At 47.7% G+C, this 15,839-nt stretch carries 14 protein-coding genes and 1 pseudogene; 3 read left to right on the forward strand and 12 right to left on the reverse strand.

The genetic code is table 11. From position 1 onward, the window contains the following. Window positions 1-75: 75 nt before the first annotated feature. The 8 genes and pseudogenes from ADU23_RS33440 to ADU23_RS04125 form a co-directional block, all read right to left on the reverse strand. Window positions 76-1,380, reverse strand: a pseudogene (locus ADU23_RS33440) (phosphoribosyltransferase family protein); the annotation flags it as partial. Then, entirely contained in the window at window positions 1,322-2,527 is a 1,206-nt protein-coding gene (locus tag ADU23_RS04095; RefSeq protein ID WP_082310988.1) for an HpcH/HpaI aldolase/citrate lyase family protein, read from the reverse strand. The gene ADU23_RS04095 and the pseudogene ADU23_RS33440, both read right to left, overlap by 59 nt. Before the next feature lie 100 nt (window positions 2,528-2,627). Next, window positions 2,628-3,419 (reverse strand): TerC family protein, encoded by a 792-nt coding sequence (locus tag ADU23_RS04100; protein ID WP_053372586.1) that lies wholly within the window; start codon window positions 3,417-3,419, stop codon window positions 2,628-2,630. A gap of 24 nt (window positions 3,420-3,443) precedes the next feature. Further along, window positions 3,444-4,736 (reverse strand): TerD family protein, encoded by a 1,293-nt coding sequence (locus ADU23_RS04105; protein ID WP_053372587.1) that lies wholly within the window; start codon window positions 4,734-4,736, stop codon window positions 3,444-3,446. A gap of 77 nt (window positions 4,737-4,813) precedes the next feature. Continuing rightward, window positions 4,814-5,392, reverse strand: a complete 579-nt coding sequence (locus ADU23_RS04110; RefSeq protein ID WP_053372588.1) for a TerD family protein — start codon at window positions 5,390-5,392, stop codon at window positions 4,814-4,816. A 93-nt stretch (window positions 5,393-5,485) separates the two neighbouring features. After that, window positions 5,486-6,067 (reverse strand): TerD family protein, encoded by a 582-nt coding sequence (locus ADU23_RS04115; RefSeq protein WP_053372589.1) that lies wholly within the window; start codon window positions 6,065-6,067, stop codon window positions 5,486-5,488. Between the two features lie 27 nt (window positions 6,068-6,094). Beyond that, window positions 6,095-6,688, reverse strand: coding sequence for a TerD family protein (locus ADU23_RS04120; protein WP_053372590.1), 594 nt, complete (start codon window positions 6,686-6,688; stop codon window positions 6,095-6,097). A gap of 897 nt (window positions 6,689-7,585) precedes the next feature. Continuing rightward, the gene (locus ADU23_RS04125; protein WP_053372591.1) at window positions 7,586-7,876 is read right to left on the reverse strand and encodes a hypothetical protein; all 291 of its coding nucleotides are present in this window, start codon (window positions 7,874-7,876) and stop codon (window positions 7,586-7,588) included. A 95-nt stretch (window positions 7,877-7,971) separates the two neighbouring features. Here ADU23_RS04125 and ADU23_RS04130 point away from each other — a divergent pair, with 95 nt between their 5' ends. Next, window positions 7,972-8,280: a thioredoxin family protein gene (locus ADU23_RS04130; RefSeq protein WP_053372592.1), complete on the forward strand. Its 309-nt coding sequence runs from the start codon at window positions 7,972-7,974 to the stop codon at window positions 8,278-8,280. Between the two features lie 111 nt (window positions 8,281-8,391). On the opposite strand, the gene abc-f is transcribed toward ADU23_RS04130, so the two are convergent. Next, window positions 8,392-10,206, reverse strand: coding sequence for a ribosomal protection-like ABC-F family protein (gene abc-f / locus ADU23_RS04135; protein ID WP_053372593.1), 1,815 nt, complete (start codon window positions 10,204-10,206; stop codon window positions 8,392-8,394). Window positions 10,207-10,712: 506 nt separating this feature from the next. On the opposite strand from abc-f, the gene ADU23_RS33445 reads away from it, so the two are divergent. Both ADU23_RS33445 and ADU23_RS04145 read left to right on the forward strand, forming a co-directional pair. Continuing rightward, the gene (locus ADU23_RS33445; protein ID WP_231637308.1) at window positions 10,713-11,024 is read left to right on the forward strand and encodes a hypothetical protein; all 312 of its coding nucleotides are present in this window, start codon (window positions 10,713-10,715) and stop codon (window positions 11,022-11,024) included. A 95-nt stretch (window positions 11,025-11,119) separates the two neighbouring features. After that, window positions 11,120-11,599 carry a sensor histidine kinase gene (locus ADU23_RS04145; protein ID WP_082310989.1) on the forward strand — a complete coding sequence of 160 codons (480 nt, stop codon included), beginning with the start codon at window positions 11,120-11,122 and terminating at the stop codon, window positions 11,597-11,599. Between the two features lie 54 nt (window positions 11,600-11,653). Here ADU23_RS04145 and ADU23_RS04150 read toward each other — a convergent pair whose 3' ends face one another. The 3 genes from ADU23_RS04150 to ADU23_RS04160 form a co-directional block, all read right to left on the reverse strand. Continuing rightward, on the reverse strand, window positions 11,654-12,892 hold the full coding sequence (locus tag ADU23_RS04150) for a TraB/GumN family protein (RefSeq protein WP_053372596.1): 1,239 nt from the start codon (window positions 12,890-12,892) through the stop codon (window positions 11,654-11,656). Between the two features lie 251 nt (window positions 12,893-13,143). Continuing rightward, entirely contained in the window at window positions 13,144-13,992 is an 849-nt protein-coding gene (locus ADU23_RS04155) for a pirin family protein (protein ID WP_053372597.1), read from the reverse strand. Window positions 13,993-14,090: 98 nt separating this feature from the next. Next, complete coding sequence (locus tag ADU23_RS04160; protein WP_053372598.1) at window positions 14,091-15,707, reverse strand: S-layer homology domain-containing protein; 1,617 nt, start codon at window positions 15,705-15,707, stop codon at window positions 14,091-14,093. Between the last annotated feature and the right edge of the window lie 132 nt (window positions 15,708-15,839).

The following is a 15,839-nucleotide window of genomic DNA, read 5'->3' on the forward strand; positions in this document are numbered from 1 at the left end:
AGGATCGGCTATTTTTCTAGCGCTAAAGTAAACGATATGGACATGCGGGATGCCTAGAGAGTGCAGAACCTGCCTAAGCTCCTCCAGTTGCGCAGCGGCTGCCTCACGCTCCATAAAGAGGAACATTTCATCATAATGGCCGCGCGGAATGTTGTACATGAAGTTCATGACATCCGCATGCTCTGGAGAGGCGAACCGATAAGCGGATCGAACGGCATAATCAGGCTGCGTATTCGGATGAATCGGACTGCGCGTGCTTGATTGGTACCAGACGTCCTCGCCAAGCTTTGCAGCTACCCGCATCGGAACGTACATAAATTCACCGGTTCCCATACAAAGCGTCCTGCCGCCTGATCGGCGCTCTTGCAGAAATGCTGCCGCTAGATCTACTTCCATGTCCAGTGCAAAGCTGTCCTGCGCCGTTAAGCCAAACCGGCCGGTATGCTTCAGATAGTCAACATCCCCGTTTGAGGAAGGGAGGCTTGCGAAGCGGCTGTTCACATATAAGGAATCGATAACCGGCACGATTTCAGGCTCATGCTGCTCATCGATATGATCCGTGCTCTCAATAGGGGCGCCCTTTACAGCAATCTGCCCAGACACGAGCGATAAGCAGTTCACGCTGACGCCCAGCTCCCGCTCAAGCTCGCTGAAGCGCTCTATATCCTCATTGGAACGCCAGTCCAAGAGACTGGCTACGATATAATTTTTTTTACCGTATCTGGCATGCAAATCATGAATGATATTAATCGCCGTTTTACCGGTTGTCATCTCATCGTCAACTAAAATAATCGTTTCGGCTTGCTGGAATATGGCGGGATCGCTTGCATAGCAGCGATGCGTAGTGGCATGGGAATGCTCTTCCTCAAAATCGATGCAGGAGGTCATATAATCGATGCTCTCCCTTGTCGTGTGCAAGAAGCTGGCATCGCCATCAAACATGTCGAACATGCTGTGACCAAGGCCCGTAGCGGTTTCCGCGAAACCGATGAACAGCGTTTTCCCATCGACTGTCATTTTATTGCGCTTCATCAAATCATAGATTTCACCTGCCGACTCCGGCGCTTCAAAAGCGTGAAGCAGCTGCTTAACCTGAATCGGGAGCTCTTTTCCTCTAAACTGTTGATACAGCAGTCCAAGCGCCGCGCCTGATAACAAAGATACATGGGGACGAACGGGGATATGTTTGCCTAACACCTTGCTTACGAATAAGAAGCTTCGTTTTTTATTAATGCGGGCCGCCATCTGGAATAGCTGCTCTAGCGGAATATGAAAGGCGTTGCTCGTCACCTTTATCGAAACCTCTAAATCTCCAATAATATTAAACGATTGCTGATTCTCGTTCTTCTGCGAGTAGGCAGGTAAAATTCTGGTTTTCATTTAGCACCCCATATATGTTCGATCTGATCATAATCCGTTTGGCCCAAGTCATATGCGGCTTAAATTCATTCATTTTGTTCGAATAGCGGCTCTTCATTACGCCCAAGTCGCCTTGGCCGTTTTCCATAATGTGCAGGGCATCCATATATTCCTCATGCGTAACAACAAACATCGCTTGAACCGGCTTAATATGCGTAGGATGAATAATCGTTTTGCCGATGATGCCGTTCTCCTTGTCCATCGCTACTTCGCGAATAAGCCCGTCCACATACCTATTAATGTAATCCATGCGCAAAATCCGTCCGTGCCGTCCCATGCTCTCCTCAAACGGCGTCTGCCGGAGCTGAGGCTTGAACACCCGGTCGCTCTTGAAATATTCCCACACAGGGCCGGAGATGACGTAATGGTTGTCCATTCGTCCAAAGACGTTGACGATATCAGCTATACAATCCCGTATGACGCCAATATCGTAGATTGTATGGTCCGGACTTCTGCGAAGCCCAAATAGGCTCGAAAAATCCGTAGCGCCAATCCTCACATTCAGCACATATTCCTTATACTCGTTCAGCAGCCCCGCAATGGCAAGCAGCGTCTCAACTCGCTTCTCACGGTATATGATGTCCGCGCTCTCCAAAATCGGCATGCCGTACAGCACCGTGCTTGATGGCAGCTTCCGTTTGTTATACTCCGCCAGCAGCCTTAAATACTCGCTGCCGCTTTTTATATTGAATTTTGGAAACACGATGCCCGTAACGTATTCGATCTCTTCTCCAAAAAAGGAGAGCAGCCGTTTGAACTGATCAACGGAACGAACTCTAATGAAGATTAGAGGGATATGATCGGCACGCAGCAAACCTATCGAAATATATCTACCAATCTTTAGTAGCGTTGCTTTCAACGTCTCTTCTGCATACTCCAGCTGATTATCGCCTACTGCATCTTCAAGGTCTATCACCATAGACACGAGTCCCTCGTGTTTTACGGCTACCAAATCGTCTGCTATATTATCCTTGGTTGCCGGCATGTATAGCGCAGCACCAATCGCGTGAGCAATAATTTCTTTGTCAGCATCATTATTGAACTGAGTCGGAAGGGAGTAAAAGAAATTTTGCTCTTCATCATTGGTAAGATAGTTAAAATACCTCAAAGTTATCCCTCCTAAAAGTTTGTAAAACCCAGCTGAGAGTTAAAAAATATCCCTCGTGATCCATTGAGGGATATTTTCGACAATCGTTGTATGCAAGAAACTAGACGGCTTTTGAGCCTCTTTTGTTACGAACTGCGCTATAGATAAGCGTGCCTCCGAATACCGCTATAATTAAGCCGAAGAACAATGTATGCGGCACATGCAAGCCATACGCGCCGCCGATCATTTTTGCAGCGATAACGATGATTAGAATAAAGGCTGCTTTCTCAAGCTCTGGAAACTTATCGATCAGCTTGAGGAATACTTGAGCGACGCCGCGCATCATAAGTACGCCGAGAATACCGCCGAGGAATAGAACCCATACCTCTTCGCTCACGCCAAATGCAGCTAGAACGCTGTCGATACTAAACGCGATATCCATGATCTCAACAGCAAGTACGGTACGCCAGAAGCCGTAGCCTTTATTTTGGACTTCTGCTTCTTCGCCGTCGCCCTTCTTGCCGATGTATGGAATTAATGGAATGTTGCCGACGCGCGCAAGCTTGAATTCAAGATGGAACAGGTTGCTCAGCGCAATCCATAATAAATAGAGTCCGCCCGCGACTTTTATCCACGTAATTTGAACGAGGTAGACACCCACACCGATTGCAATGAACCGGAAAATATAGGCTCCGATAATACCGTAGAACAAAGCTTTCTTCTGCTGGTCTTTCGGCAAATGCTTAACCATTACCGCTAGCACGAGCGCGTTATCTGCCGAAAGCAAGCCTTCCAAAATGACGAGTGTCGCAATGATCCCCCAGTTAGTAGGGTTTGTGAACACTTGCGACAGGTTGTCCCAATGAAAAAAGCTCCCGAAATTTGCGATTACGCTCTGAAAAAAATCAACCATCTGTGAATACCTCCGAATATTGCTTTATTTGCTTCCTTGAACCCATCTAAGACCCCAGCCATAAGCCTCGTCCAGCTCTTTATGCCCGGAGAAGTACTGCACGAGCCGCTGAATACTGAAGGTTTGATCGTTCACATTCTCGATCATAGCTATGGCGCACATGCCCTTGCGATTGTTATGCTCGTCCATGCGCACTTCTATATCTGGCCCGCCTGATTGCGTGATGGTTACGATACCTGCTGCCTCGGCCCAGTTAGTCGCTCCTTCATAGATGTATGCATAGATGACGATTCTTTTAATCTCTGAAACCTTATTGCCGTTGATTCTAAGATTCTCGCCCGTTGTAACCGAACCGGTACGGTCATCGCCATCCAACGAAATGAACGGCTCTCTCGAGAAATCTCCAAATCTTTTGCCCAGTGCCTGTACGGTTCCCTTTTGCCCGTTCTTCAATTCAAACAAGCAACCAACGTCCAGATCAACACCGCCGCTTGAGCGGCCAAAAAATCCGGTTGACGCCTTCTTTTGGTTCCAATTCAAATTAACGACGATTTCACCGAGCGATCCGGCACCTTTTTGCAAATTGATGACATCTCCGCGTTTGGTAAGCGAAATCTTGCTGAGATTTACTGGAGCTGTTTTTGGTTCTGGTGCAGGCGGTGCTGGCGGTGCAGGAGGTACTGGCGGCTTAGCAGAAATAATAGGAGCTTTCACAGGTGCTGGCGGCGTACTCGGAGCTGGCGTATCGGCCTTCACTTCAATGCCGAAGCTATTGCAAAGCGCCGCAAGCCCGCCGGAATAGCCTGATCCAATGGCGTTAAACTTCCATTCGCCATTATATCTATATAAATCTCCTACGACTATTGCAGTCTCGATAGAGAAATTTTTTCCAAGGTCATAGCGCAATATTTCGCGTCCTGTTCCTTCGTCAACAACCCGGATATAGGCATCGTTCACGTTAGAAAAATTTTGTCTTTTCGCTTCCCCATCATAAATCGTTAAGGTAAAGGAAATGCGTTCGATCGCCTGAGGCACATCGTTAATGCGTATCATCACTTGTTCCTTATCGACTTTGCCTGCAAGGCTTCGTTTATTATCGCCAATCAGCTCAATCGAACCGCTAGCGTCCTTCGGATTGCTGTAAAAAATCAAATCTTGATCCCCGGCAGTTTTGCCGTTCGCGCGTAATAGAAAGGCTGAGAAATCAACATCAATTCCTGCAGCGCTATTCCAACCCATTCCTACGATCAGGTTTCGATAAGAAGGATTGTTTTTGGTAATATCTGCTTTCTGGCCTTTCATTAATGCTAGCTCCATGCGTAAACCGCCCTTCGGTAATAATAGAAGAGGGTGACAAATCCGCTCCAGCCCTGTCACCCTTTTCGACGTACAGCTTACACGGTAAGTCCGTAGTTGCGGCAAAGCGCTGCAAGTCCGCCCGAGAAACCGGAGCCAACCGCTTGGAATTTCCAATCCGCGCCATGACGGTACAGCTCGCAAAATACGATTGCCGTTTCAACGGAAAACTCCTCGCCAAGATCGTAACGAAGCACTTCCCTGCCGGTTGTCTCGTCTACCAAACGCACGAATGCATTCGAGACTTGCCCGAAGTTTTGCAGCCTCGACTCGGCATCATGAATCGTGACGCTAATTCCGATTCTCTGAATATGCGCAGGAACCTTGAGAAAATCAATTTTGATTTGCTCATCGTCTCCGTCGCCTTCGCCCGTACGGTTATCGCCCGTATGCTCAACGGCACCGTTGTAAGCATTCAAAGCATTATAAAATACAAAGTCTTTCTCGTCCTTGGCTTTGCCGTCCTGATGCAGAAGAAACGCGCTCGCATCGAGGTCAATTTCACCGCCGCCGGTATACTTATTCGTATCCCATCCGAGTCCAAGAACAACCTTCGTTAGTCCTGGATTCGTTTTGGTAAGATCAATTCGTTGTCCTTTGGAAAGATTGATGGACATCGCTCTTCTCCTCCTTTATGTGAAAATAAGAATAAGTTCCTTCATTTCAAAAAAGGGCCGCCGCTGGCGACCCTTTACGGGTAGATGGAACGATTAGTTAGCCGATAGGCCGTAGTTGCGTGCAAGACCGCCAAGGCCTTCTTGGAAGCCGCTTCCGATTGCGCTGAACTTCCACTCGCCGGAATGACGGTAAAGCTCGCCTACGATAACAGCCGTTTCAACGGAGAAGTCTTCTCCCAGGTCATAGCGGATAAGCTCTGTGCCGCTTTGCTCGTCAACGATACGAACGAAAGCGTTGGATACTTGTCCAAAATTTTGGCTGCGTGCAGGACCATCATAGATCGTAATGCAGAATGCAATTTTATCTGTTTCTGCTGGAACTGCAGAAAGGTCGATGTTCACTTGCTCATCGTCGCCGTCGCCTGCGCCGGTACGGTTATCGCCCGTGTGAACGATGGAGCCGTTGCTGTTTTTAGGGTTGTTGTAGAAAATAAAGTCGGACTCGGAACCTGCTTTGCCTTGTGCATTAAGAGCAAATACGGATGCATCTAGGTCAAAGTCTTTTCCGCCGTCATATTTATTAGTATCCCAGCCTAGACCTACAGTGATTTTAGTTAGACCCGGGTTTGTTTTCGTAAGATCGATTTTTTGACCTTTGGATAAGCTGATTGCCATTTGAAATGACCTCTTTTCTAATTATAGTTATTGGTATTGACGAGCAAGAATATCAACGTGGGCAGCATGAGTGCCTTCGCCAATTGCATTAAACTTCCATTCGCCGCTGTGTCTGTAAAGCTCACCGACGACCAATGCCGTTTTGCCTGCGTAATTATCCGTCAAGTTGAAACGAATAAGCTCTTGATTGTTGGCAGGATTTACGATGCGGATAAAAGCGGATTTGATCATACCAAAATCTTGACGTCTGGACTCACATTCGTAAATGTTCACCACGCAAAGAATTTTGTGAATATGGTCGGGTACCCGGTCAAGCTGAACGATAATTTGCTCGTCATCGCCATCGCCTTCGCCTGTGATGTTGTCGCCAGTATGGACGACAGATCCGTCACCGCTCTGCTTATTATAGAAACAAACGAGATTTTTCTCGCCGCTTAGCTTGCCGTTTGCATCAAGCAATAACGCCGAAGCATCGCAGTCTACGTTAGCCGCCTTCTTCATTCCGAAGAATCCGCCTTTTACAGCAGCAGGGTCCCATCCTAGGCCTACGATCACTTTGCTAAGACCAGCATTACCTTTTGTCAAGTCAACCTTCTGACCTTTAACGAGAGAGATAGCCATTGTATTGCACCCCCTTTCCATTAGTTAAACTACTAGAGTCAATGAATAACAGGTATAGTTCCATAGGTTCTACCCAACAATACGCCTATTCGACATGTAAGTTCCAAAAAAAAGTGTGGTCACTACATTATTCTACAAATCCTGAACATTACCTCTTCTTTACGGAAACTCCACATGAAAAAAAGCGATATTGCAGAGAAAGCTCGAACTTCGAGCACCTCGCCTTTAATTTTATAACAATCGCCATTACAATTACAAATTTCTTCAAGTAAAGAGACATTAAGGTATCCGCTTCCGCCAAAGTTGTCGTTTTATAAAAGAAATATTTCGCTGTCCTTTCTGCAAAAATTTAAACGAGTCTGCCTTTTTTGACGAAAAAGCAAATATGGCGCCATGCGATAAGCTGACGAACGGACATAATAGCATCCCCCGCGCATCTGCTAAAAAAAAGGTGGAAAAAACAGATAATAAGCGTGATAATTATAAGTAGTAAATATGCGTTAACGAGGTGTTTGTATGGAATTTATAAAACGGAATAAAACAGGACTTATCTTCGCTGCCTTGCTCCTCATTAATGGGTTGTTTTTGCTGTCGCTCGTCCTCTCGAACAAATAAAAAAAGCAGAATAAGCTCGCTAGGCCCTATGCCCGATTATGATCATGTCAAACTCCACGAGAACACTCGCAAATGAATACGACTGCCCCCACTGCATTGCTGATGAGCCTTTCCGCCTTCAACGTCATTCCTCCCAATATAAATCATTTAATGTTTCCCTAGCTCCCTAAAATGTTCATATATCTTATGTACTACCAACAATAAGAAACAGGAAAGGGAGCTGCCTCATGGATAGCTCCCTTGTTCTAGATCTAAATCTAGGCTTCTGACTTAATCCTTTGGTTACGGCCCTGTCCCCGTGCTTGCCACATACCAGAAGAGGCCAAGCTTTTTCAAATAAAAGAATCCAAGCTCATCTCCCGTAGCCCGGTTCATAAATCCGCTGACATTGTATAAATGACCGTACTCCGCATCCACTCTCCCCAGTGTCGTAATCTTAGCTTTTAGGCTGTTAATCGGTTGCAGGCTCCCTAAAATATGTCTGCGGATTGTCCATTCGGGAGAAAAAGAGCTAACAAATAAGGAGGCAATAACCAAAATAGCAGCGCCTATAAAAATGTTTTTCTTCTTCATGCCCGTGCTCACCCCGTAACCATGAAATCCATTGCTCTTGTATGCCTCACGCCAATCGAGTACATTACAACTATAAACGTTAAGGAGATCGAGAAATGGCTATCCAAGAAATAGATGAACCATCCTTACTGAACATCATGCTTGCCGAAGGCGGCAAAGCAGCAGTCTACTTCTTTACCCCGCTGTGCGGCACCTGCAAAATCGGCGAGCGCATGCTGGAAATTGCTGATATGACCGGCATTTCCGTCCCGCTGTACAAACTGAATATCAACTATGCGCCGCGGCTGCGCGAGCAATGGAAAATTGCCAGCGTTCCGTGCTTGGCAATACTCGAGAATGGCGAGCTGATTCAGAAGGAATACGCGATGCAGTCCGTTGACCATGTCTATCTGATGCTAAAGTAAGGGGACTCTGCTAGAAAATCATGCTCATGAGCCGCCCCCACTTCCATTTCCATAAATATACAAACGAGGTTCGTTTGCAAAAGGTTGCTCTTCTCCGAGGAAAGACGAGTGTTAATGCTCGCTTATTTGGTCGCGCACTTTGCGAATTTCCTGCATAAGCCGCTGCCGGTCCTCTTGCTCAGCCGGCTGCTCGCTGCTCATGAGCCAAGCTAACCGAAGCTGAAGCATTTCCTGCTCGTTCTGGCTAAGCTGCTCCTCCGGCGAGAGCAATCGGCTGCGATCCCTGGACAGGTACTCCTCATAGGTTCCGGGAAACAAGCTCGGCTCGCCATGCCCATCCATTACAAGCAATCGGTTAGCCGCTTGGCGGATCAAATAGCGGTCATGGGTTACAAGAAGAACGGCGCCTGGATAATGCGAAAGCGCCTCTTCCACCTGCTCGCGCGTACTCACATCCAAATAGTTGGTCGGTTCATCCAGCACAAGCAAATTCGCTTTGCCAAAATACAGCCTTAGAAAGGCGACACGGCATTTCTCGCCCATGCTTAAATCCCCGATTCGTTTAAAGACATCCTCTTTCGAAAATAAGAAGCAGCCCAAAATCGTACGCGCATGCGATTGCGTCATCTCCGGAATCATCAGCAGACTGTCCAGAATCGTTGACTCGTGATCAAGCTTATCAAGCTCCTGCTCGAAATATCCGATCTTCACCTGCGGATGAATGGTTACCTCGCCAGCAGTGGGCGTTATGATGCCTGTCGCCAGCTTCAGCAGCGTCGACTTGCCCGCTCCGTTTGGACCTAGCACGGCGAGTCGGTCGCCCCGGTCAATCGAAAGGTTGAGCTGGCTGAACACCTGCTTGCGGCCCTCATAAGCAAAACTCACATTCTCCATGCGCAGCAGCGTCGACGCCGCGAAGCCCTCCGTTTCCAATTGCATGCGAAGCTGCGACTCCTCCCGAGGCTTCTGAACTTTGTCGCTCTCTAGCCGCTCCAGCGCAGACTCCTTGGCATGGAGGCGCGAGACGTTTTTTTTCGATTTTGATCTCAAAAAATCATTTTGTCCCGCTGCCTTGTGCGCTTGCTGGAACCATTCCGCGTACATCCGAATGCTCTCAAGCAGCTTCTCCCGCTCCAGCTGCTGTTTTTTGTGCAGCGCCGCCTGCGTCCTAAGCTCAAGCTCCTTCTGCGCTTTATAGTCGGTATAACCGCCGGGATAACGGCGGCATCCATGCCGCTCCAGCTCCAATACGGTCGTTGCCGTATGATCGATAAACGTTCGGTCATGCGACACGTACACGATCGTTCCCGGATACGACTGCACCCATTGCTCCAGCCAGTCAAGCGCGGCCGAGTCCAAGTGATTCGTTGGCTCATCCAAAATGACGAGCTTCGGCTCCCTTACCATAAGCGCCGCCAACTGGGCTTTCGTCTTCTGGCCTCCGCTAAGCCGCGCAAACGGGAGGCTCCATAGCGTAGGATCAAAGCCCAATTGATTTAAGCATCGCTCCGCCTTGATCTCCCAGCCGTAGCCATCCAGCTGCGCATACCTTTCGTACAGCCCGCTATAGCGGCTCAGCAGCTCCTCGCTCGTCTCCGCCCCCATTTGCTGCGTCAGCTCCGCCAACGCTTGCTTCAAGCCGAACAGCTCAGCCGATCCCGCTTGAACGAATTCGAGCAGCGTCAGCGAGGAACGCAGCTGCGCCTGCTGGTCGAGCCAGCCCCACTCGTCAAGCGGCAACAAGCGCTGCACCTCGCCGCCATCTAGCGTTAGCCTGCCGGTCAGCCCTTGCAATAACGTCGTTTTGCCCACGCCATTTCGTCCAAACAGCGCAAGCCGCTCGCCTTCTTTCACTTCAAAGCTTATATTTTCGAACAGCAGATTGCCGTCCCATTCTTTAGTCAATTGTTTCACTTTTAACAGCATCAATGAACATTCCCCATTTCAATAAACAGAATAAAAAACCGTGGCCAGCGGCACACGGTCGAATACGCAGGGGAATATCAGGTAAACGAAAATAAGGAGGCGTTACACCGCTTTATCGCGGGTAAACATCACCTATCTATCGCTGCTGATTGACTATCCATAAGTCCCCAAATCGACGCACGTATCCCTGACCGGTTCTCGCTGCCGAGAACGCCGCTTGTACTTAGACAAGTTGTTTACAGGAATCGTGTACTTACTTCATCGGCTGGGTTACCTCCGTCAGTCATCAGTTTTGATATGTGTCTATTATAACGAACTGCCAAATACATTTTCAAGCCTAACTTTCCAGACAGTTCCAGACAAGCTGCGCGTCTCTCTTATTCTTTAACTGAACCAAGCATAATACCATGAATAAAATATTTCTGTAAAAATGGATATAAAATGAGAATAGGCAGCATGGAAATTAATATTTTTGCCGCATTCAACGTTTTGGCAGAAACAGCATCATGACGTTGAAGATCGGAACGGCCGAAGGAAGGACCAGCGCCCAAATGCTATCCATCAATCCTAAAACTTTCACCGTGAAATACATCGGTATCATTGAGGGCGAAAACAACATATTAAACAGTAAAAAATACATAACGGCATTCCGAAACGGCAGCTGTTTGGTCGTTCTCGACATCGGGAAAGCAAGAAGCAGCGTCATTAGAAAATTCAACGAACTCCCGAGAATGACCCTTTTGACGCTAATCAGAAGAGATCTCCAAAACTGGGAGCAAGACATGGCAAAGCCGGCAAGCTCAGCAAAACCACATTAAAATGATCAAAAATACGGGAAGCGACACTATTATCTGTCATGATTTCACATCTGCCTTAGAATATACGGTAATTAGCAAATTTTTTAGCACGCGCAATGAAACAAGTGTCCGCAGGGAACTTGAATGTGAATATAACGGTTCAAAGCAAGGACGGGCTTGAAGTGCTAGCTCTTGGCTTTAACCGAATGCTTGAGGATTTGCGGGAGCACACCCAGGAATCGTTGGAGAATGAGAAGATCAAGCAGCAGCTTGAAATCGATCTATTGCCCTCACAAATTAATCCGCACTTTATCTATAACACGTTAAATACGGTCATTTACTTAGCAAGAAAACAGCGGCACCATGATATTACGGAGATGATGACAGCGTTTATTCATATTCTGCAAGATGCGGTACAAGTCGGAAATAACGAAGTGTTCTCATCCGTCGAGAAAGAAGTCGGCATTATTCAGGACTATACAAAAATACAAAAGTATCGATATCGCGATCAATTTGAATTGCACTTGGACATCGCTGATAACGTATCTACCATTTATATGCCAAAAACGGGTTCGCCGCATTGCAGCTTCATATGATAAAAAAGAAGGCAATCACCGTTATTCACGGGATTGCCTTCTGTATTTGCCGCATTATTGACGCGTTACGGTGAAGCCCTTTTTCTCAAGCAATGGCACGATGCCATCCTCGCCTAACATATGTGCTGCGCCAACAACAACAAAGTAAGTTTTTTTGGCGCTGTCATTCAAGTAACCTGTAACTTTTTCGACCATTGGACCATTGCGTTCTGTAAGCAGTGCTTTTCTAAACTCTTCATTGGACGATGTCGAGTTAGTCAGCTCAAGCAGCTGCTTCTCGTCTCCGGTCACCCACATTTCAGTAAGCTTTTCGATTCCGGAATCCTCTTTGTAAAAGTTTTCAAGGGATGCGCTCAGCATCTCTTCTTGCAGCTTATCTGAGAATCCGTCGAACATTTTGAGCTGGTATTCAATCGATTCAAGCTCAAGAATTGGCTTCTTGCCCGTAATGGCCTGCTGCAAGAAATGCGCGTCGATGCCGATACCCGGATCAAAGCCTGATTTTGCCGTTGTAAGGTAATCTACGGTTGAAGACACGCTCCAAGGCTTGTACGTGTCCAGCACGTTTTCAGCCAAGCCGTTCGCCTTCAAAATTTCTCCCAGCTTCTTATACGCATCAGCGGAAATGTGATCCTTAAGCGATGTTTTGTCTTTGTAGACGCTTAGATCAAGCACAAGCTTCTGTACATCGGCTTCGTTCATTTTTGAAATATCAGCTTCTACAGCCAAGTAGTCGGAAGCTTCATACGCCTTCTGAATTTCCGGGCGAAGCGGATACATGGCATTGTTCGCAATATGAATCGAGCCTAACAAATATACCGTATTTCCCGCATTCTCAACCTTCCATAGGAAGCCGCGGCTCGGTTCTTTGGCCACAATGGAAACGGCGCGCTGCTCTTTGTTCCAAGATACCTCATACCCTGCCGCCTCGCCTGCCGTGCGTAAAGGGATATAAACGGTACCCTTAACCAGTTTAGGCGCAACAAGCAAGCCTTGCTCTGCTTCGTTGACCATTGCCCCAAGATTATCGATTTGGAATAAAAGAACCAGACCTTCCTTCTTGCCGGAAATGACTTGGTTCTTCTGGTCCCAAGTGACTTCAAAACCAAGCTTCTCAAGCAGCAGCTTCGCCGGAACAAGCGTCGTGCCCTTCTCTACTATAGGCTGGAGGTCGCCGAGCTGTACCTGCTGGTTCTCTACCCACACCGTTACGGGCTTTGACTCCGCTTGTACGTTAGTAACAAATGAAAATAGTAGTGCTAGTGTTAGAAATAGTGCTGCAAATCTTTTCATGAGTGGACCCTCTCCCTCTTCGTTCATCGGCCTTGCGCCGTACTCGCTTTTCTACGGCAAATAGACCCTATCGCTCCATATTTTACATATAGCGCCCGCGCAATTACAATATCGGAAAATACCAATTTTGTTTTCGTTGCATGCTCTAGTGGCAGTATCATATAATGCGCTTACAATTTGAAGGCAGCCTGCTATTTGTCCATAAAAAAAAGGCACGCTCCGCAATGTGCGGGCGTGCCTTACTCGATTGATTATACAAATTTGCCATTCCGATAATCCGAATAAGCCTGTCTGATCTGCTCTTCCGTATTCATCACGAACGGTCCTCGCGCGGCAATCGGCTCATTGAGCGGCTCGCCCGCATAGAGCATAACGCGGAGCTTCGTTACGGCTGTCAGCTCAAGCTCGCTTGACTCGGTGCCGTCCTCTCGGCTCAACGTTAATACTTGCCGCTTGCTGCCCTTCGTTCGTTCGCTGCCAAACTCCCCTTCTCCTTCGAGCACGTAGAGAAAACCGCTGTGCGAGCCCGGCAATTGCTGCTTAACCGTAGCTCCCGGCTCAAGCGTCATTTCCAGCATGGTGACTGGGACCACGTTTTGGGTTGCGGAGTGAACGTTGCCCGATGAGCCGGAGAAAACGCGTATAACCGCGCCTTCTTCCTCCCTTACAGGCATATCGGCTCCTCTAAGATTTTGATAACGGGGCGTCGTCATCTTATCGGCTGCCGGCAGGTTAACCCATAGCTGTAGCGAATGTACGATCTCGCCTTCGGCAGGGTCTTCGTTATGGATAACGCCTCGTCCGGCTGTCATCCACTGGGCATCGCCCGCAACGAGCTCTTCCTTGCTGCCAGAGGCATTGTCATAATGCTCAAGCCGTCCTTTGATCACATACGTCACGGTTTCTATGCCGCGGTGCGGATGATCGTCGAAGGAGCCTTTCTGGAACCAATCCTCTGCTAGCAGAAGAAACGGGTCATGCTCTTCGAAGAAACCTTGCTCCAATATAAAACTGTTCTGATGCTGACTGCTTATATGGTTAATTTCCGGAGTACGCACCTTTTTTATGCTGCGTTTATAGATCTGCGATTTTTCACTCATAGCGCTATACCTCCTTAGAGTAGGAAAGCTGTTAGATGTTTGTTCTATAGCTTTAGTATAGCTCGTTAACTCACTTTTCTCAAGTAACTAATTTTAAGTCATTGCCCCTTGAAGGAATAGCCCAAAAAACGGTCTGCGTTTTTCATGCTCGTCCAAATGTCAGCACTTTCCCCGCCGATGTACCAATAAGCTAAACCAGCTAGCTGATTATCAACTGCCAGCTTGTATTTGGCGGATAACGAGCGTCCGTCCTCTACCCACATTTTATGGTTCACGCCGTTTTTTACGTAAGAAGCCGTGTATAGCCCTTCTTTAGCATTCCATTTCGGTCTAATTGCATACTGCTCAATGAGCGCATTTTGCTGGCTAAAGGAAATAAACTCGGAGGATTCCACGCTTCCATCCTTCTTCAGATCCCAATCGCGATTGTAAAATGGCAATGCCAAAATGACCTTCTCATTAGGCACTAATCGCAATAGCTTATCGATCGACGCTTTATCAAAGTCTAATGAGGCATTGGGTCCCGCTTCCGATGTACCGCCCCAATGCTCGTCATACCCCATCAATACGACATAATCCGCTTGCTTGCCAAGCGCTGCAAAATCGAAAGCATCCGTCCAATCGGTGCCCCGGTCGGGAGATACATCGATGGATAGAGTCGCGTTTAAAAGATGAAGCTTTTTCGATAAATCCGTTATAAAGGCGGTCAGCGCGGCACGATCCTGTGGCGCTACATTTTCGAAATCGATATTAAGACCGTCTAGCTCATATTTTTGCACAAATGCCGTCAGCTTCGTGATTGCCGCATTACGCGAAGCGCTATTGGACAGCATTTGATGCGTAGCTGCTTGATCGGAACGATTGCCGACCATGGCCCACACTTTTTTATTGTTCTTTTTCGCCCAATCCACAAGCGTTTTATCTGTGTTATCGGATACGTCACCCGTTGCGCCCGCAAAGTACCAGCGCGGAGACAACGTATTCACATTGGATTTCAAAACATTTTGTTCATACTGCTGCGTCGTTTGCGAATATTGCCAGCCTAGCTTGATGGATTCCTTAGGCTTTGCCGCGAGCTCGGCTGCCCATTTCTTATTTTGCAGCACCCGGTGAATCATGACCGCCGTCTCTTGCCTTGTGATGGGGTCGGCTGGACGGAAGCGGCCATTATCGTCGCCTTTCATTAGGCCAAGCTCGTGAACCGACATAACTGACGGAATCGCCCATTCCGCAATCAGGCTGTCATCCTCGAAGCTCATGTCCGCGCCCGCAGCGCCTCCGGGCTGCTTTAGCGCCCGCGACAGCAATACCGCCGCCTCCTGCCTCGTGACTGGCTTGGCTGGAGCAAAGGAAGTGGTGCTTACGCCATCGGCTAAGCCAAGCTGCACGGCAGCTTGAATCCAGCCATAATACCACGCCTTCTTCGGCATGTCGGCAAATGGTGATACCGGTGTTGCCACCGGCTCTAATCTAAGCAGCCGATCAAGCACGGTCACAAACTCTGCCCGAGATATCGATTGGGCCGGAGAGAAGATGCGATCCGATGTGCCCGTTATTATTTTTTTATTATATAAATCTATAATTTCCTGCTTGGCATAACTCCTTGATATATCGTCAAATGGCAGCGTGCTTTCCGCAACAGCTGACTGTACGTTCGTGATCACAAATAATAGAACGAATGCCGCTAGAGCAACTCTAGTGCTTTTATAATTCATGAAGATCCTCCTACTAGGCCGAATCCTCGAATCATACCAAACTTCCGTCTATTACTCATTGCTAAATTATTGGTAGTTATACTAGATAATCAATTGTGCAAAAAAAAGACGAGCATTCCCTTCTACTCTAAG

It is taken from the genome of Paenibacillus sp. FJAT-27812 (assembly GCF_001273905.1).
In the GTDB taxonomy this organism is placed as follows: Bacteria; Bacillota; Bacilli; order Paenibacillales; family Paenibacillaceae; genus Pristimantibacillus.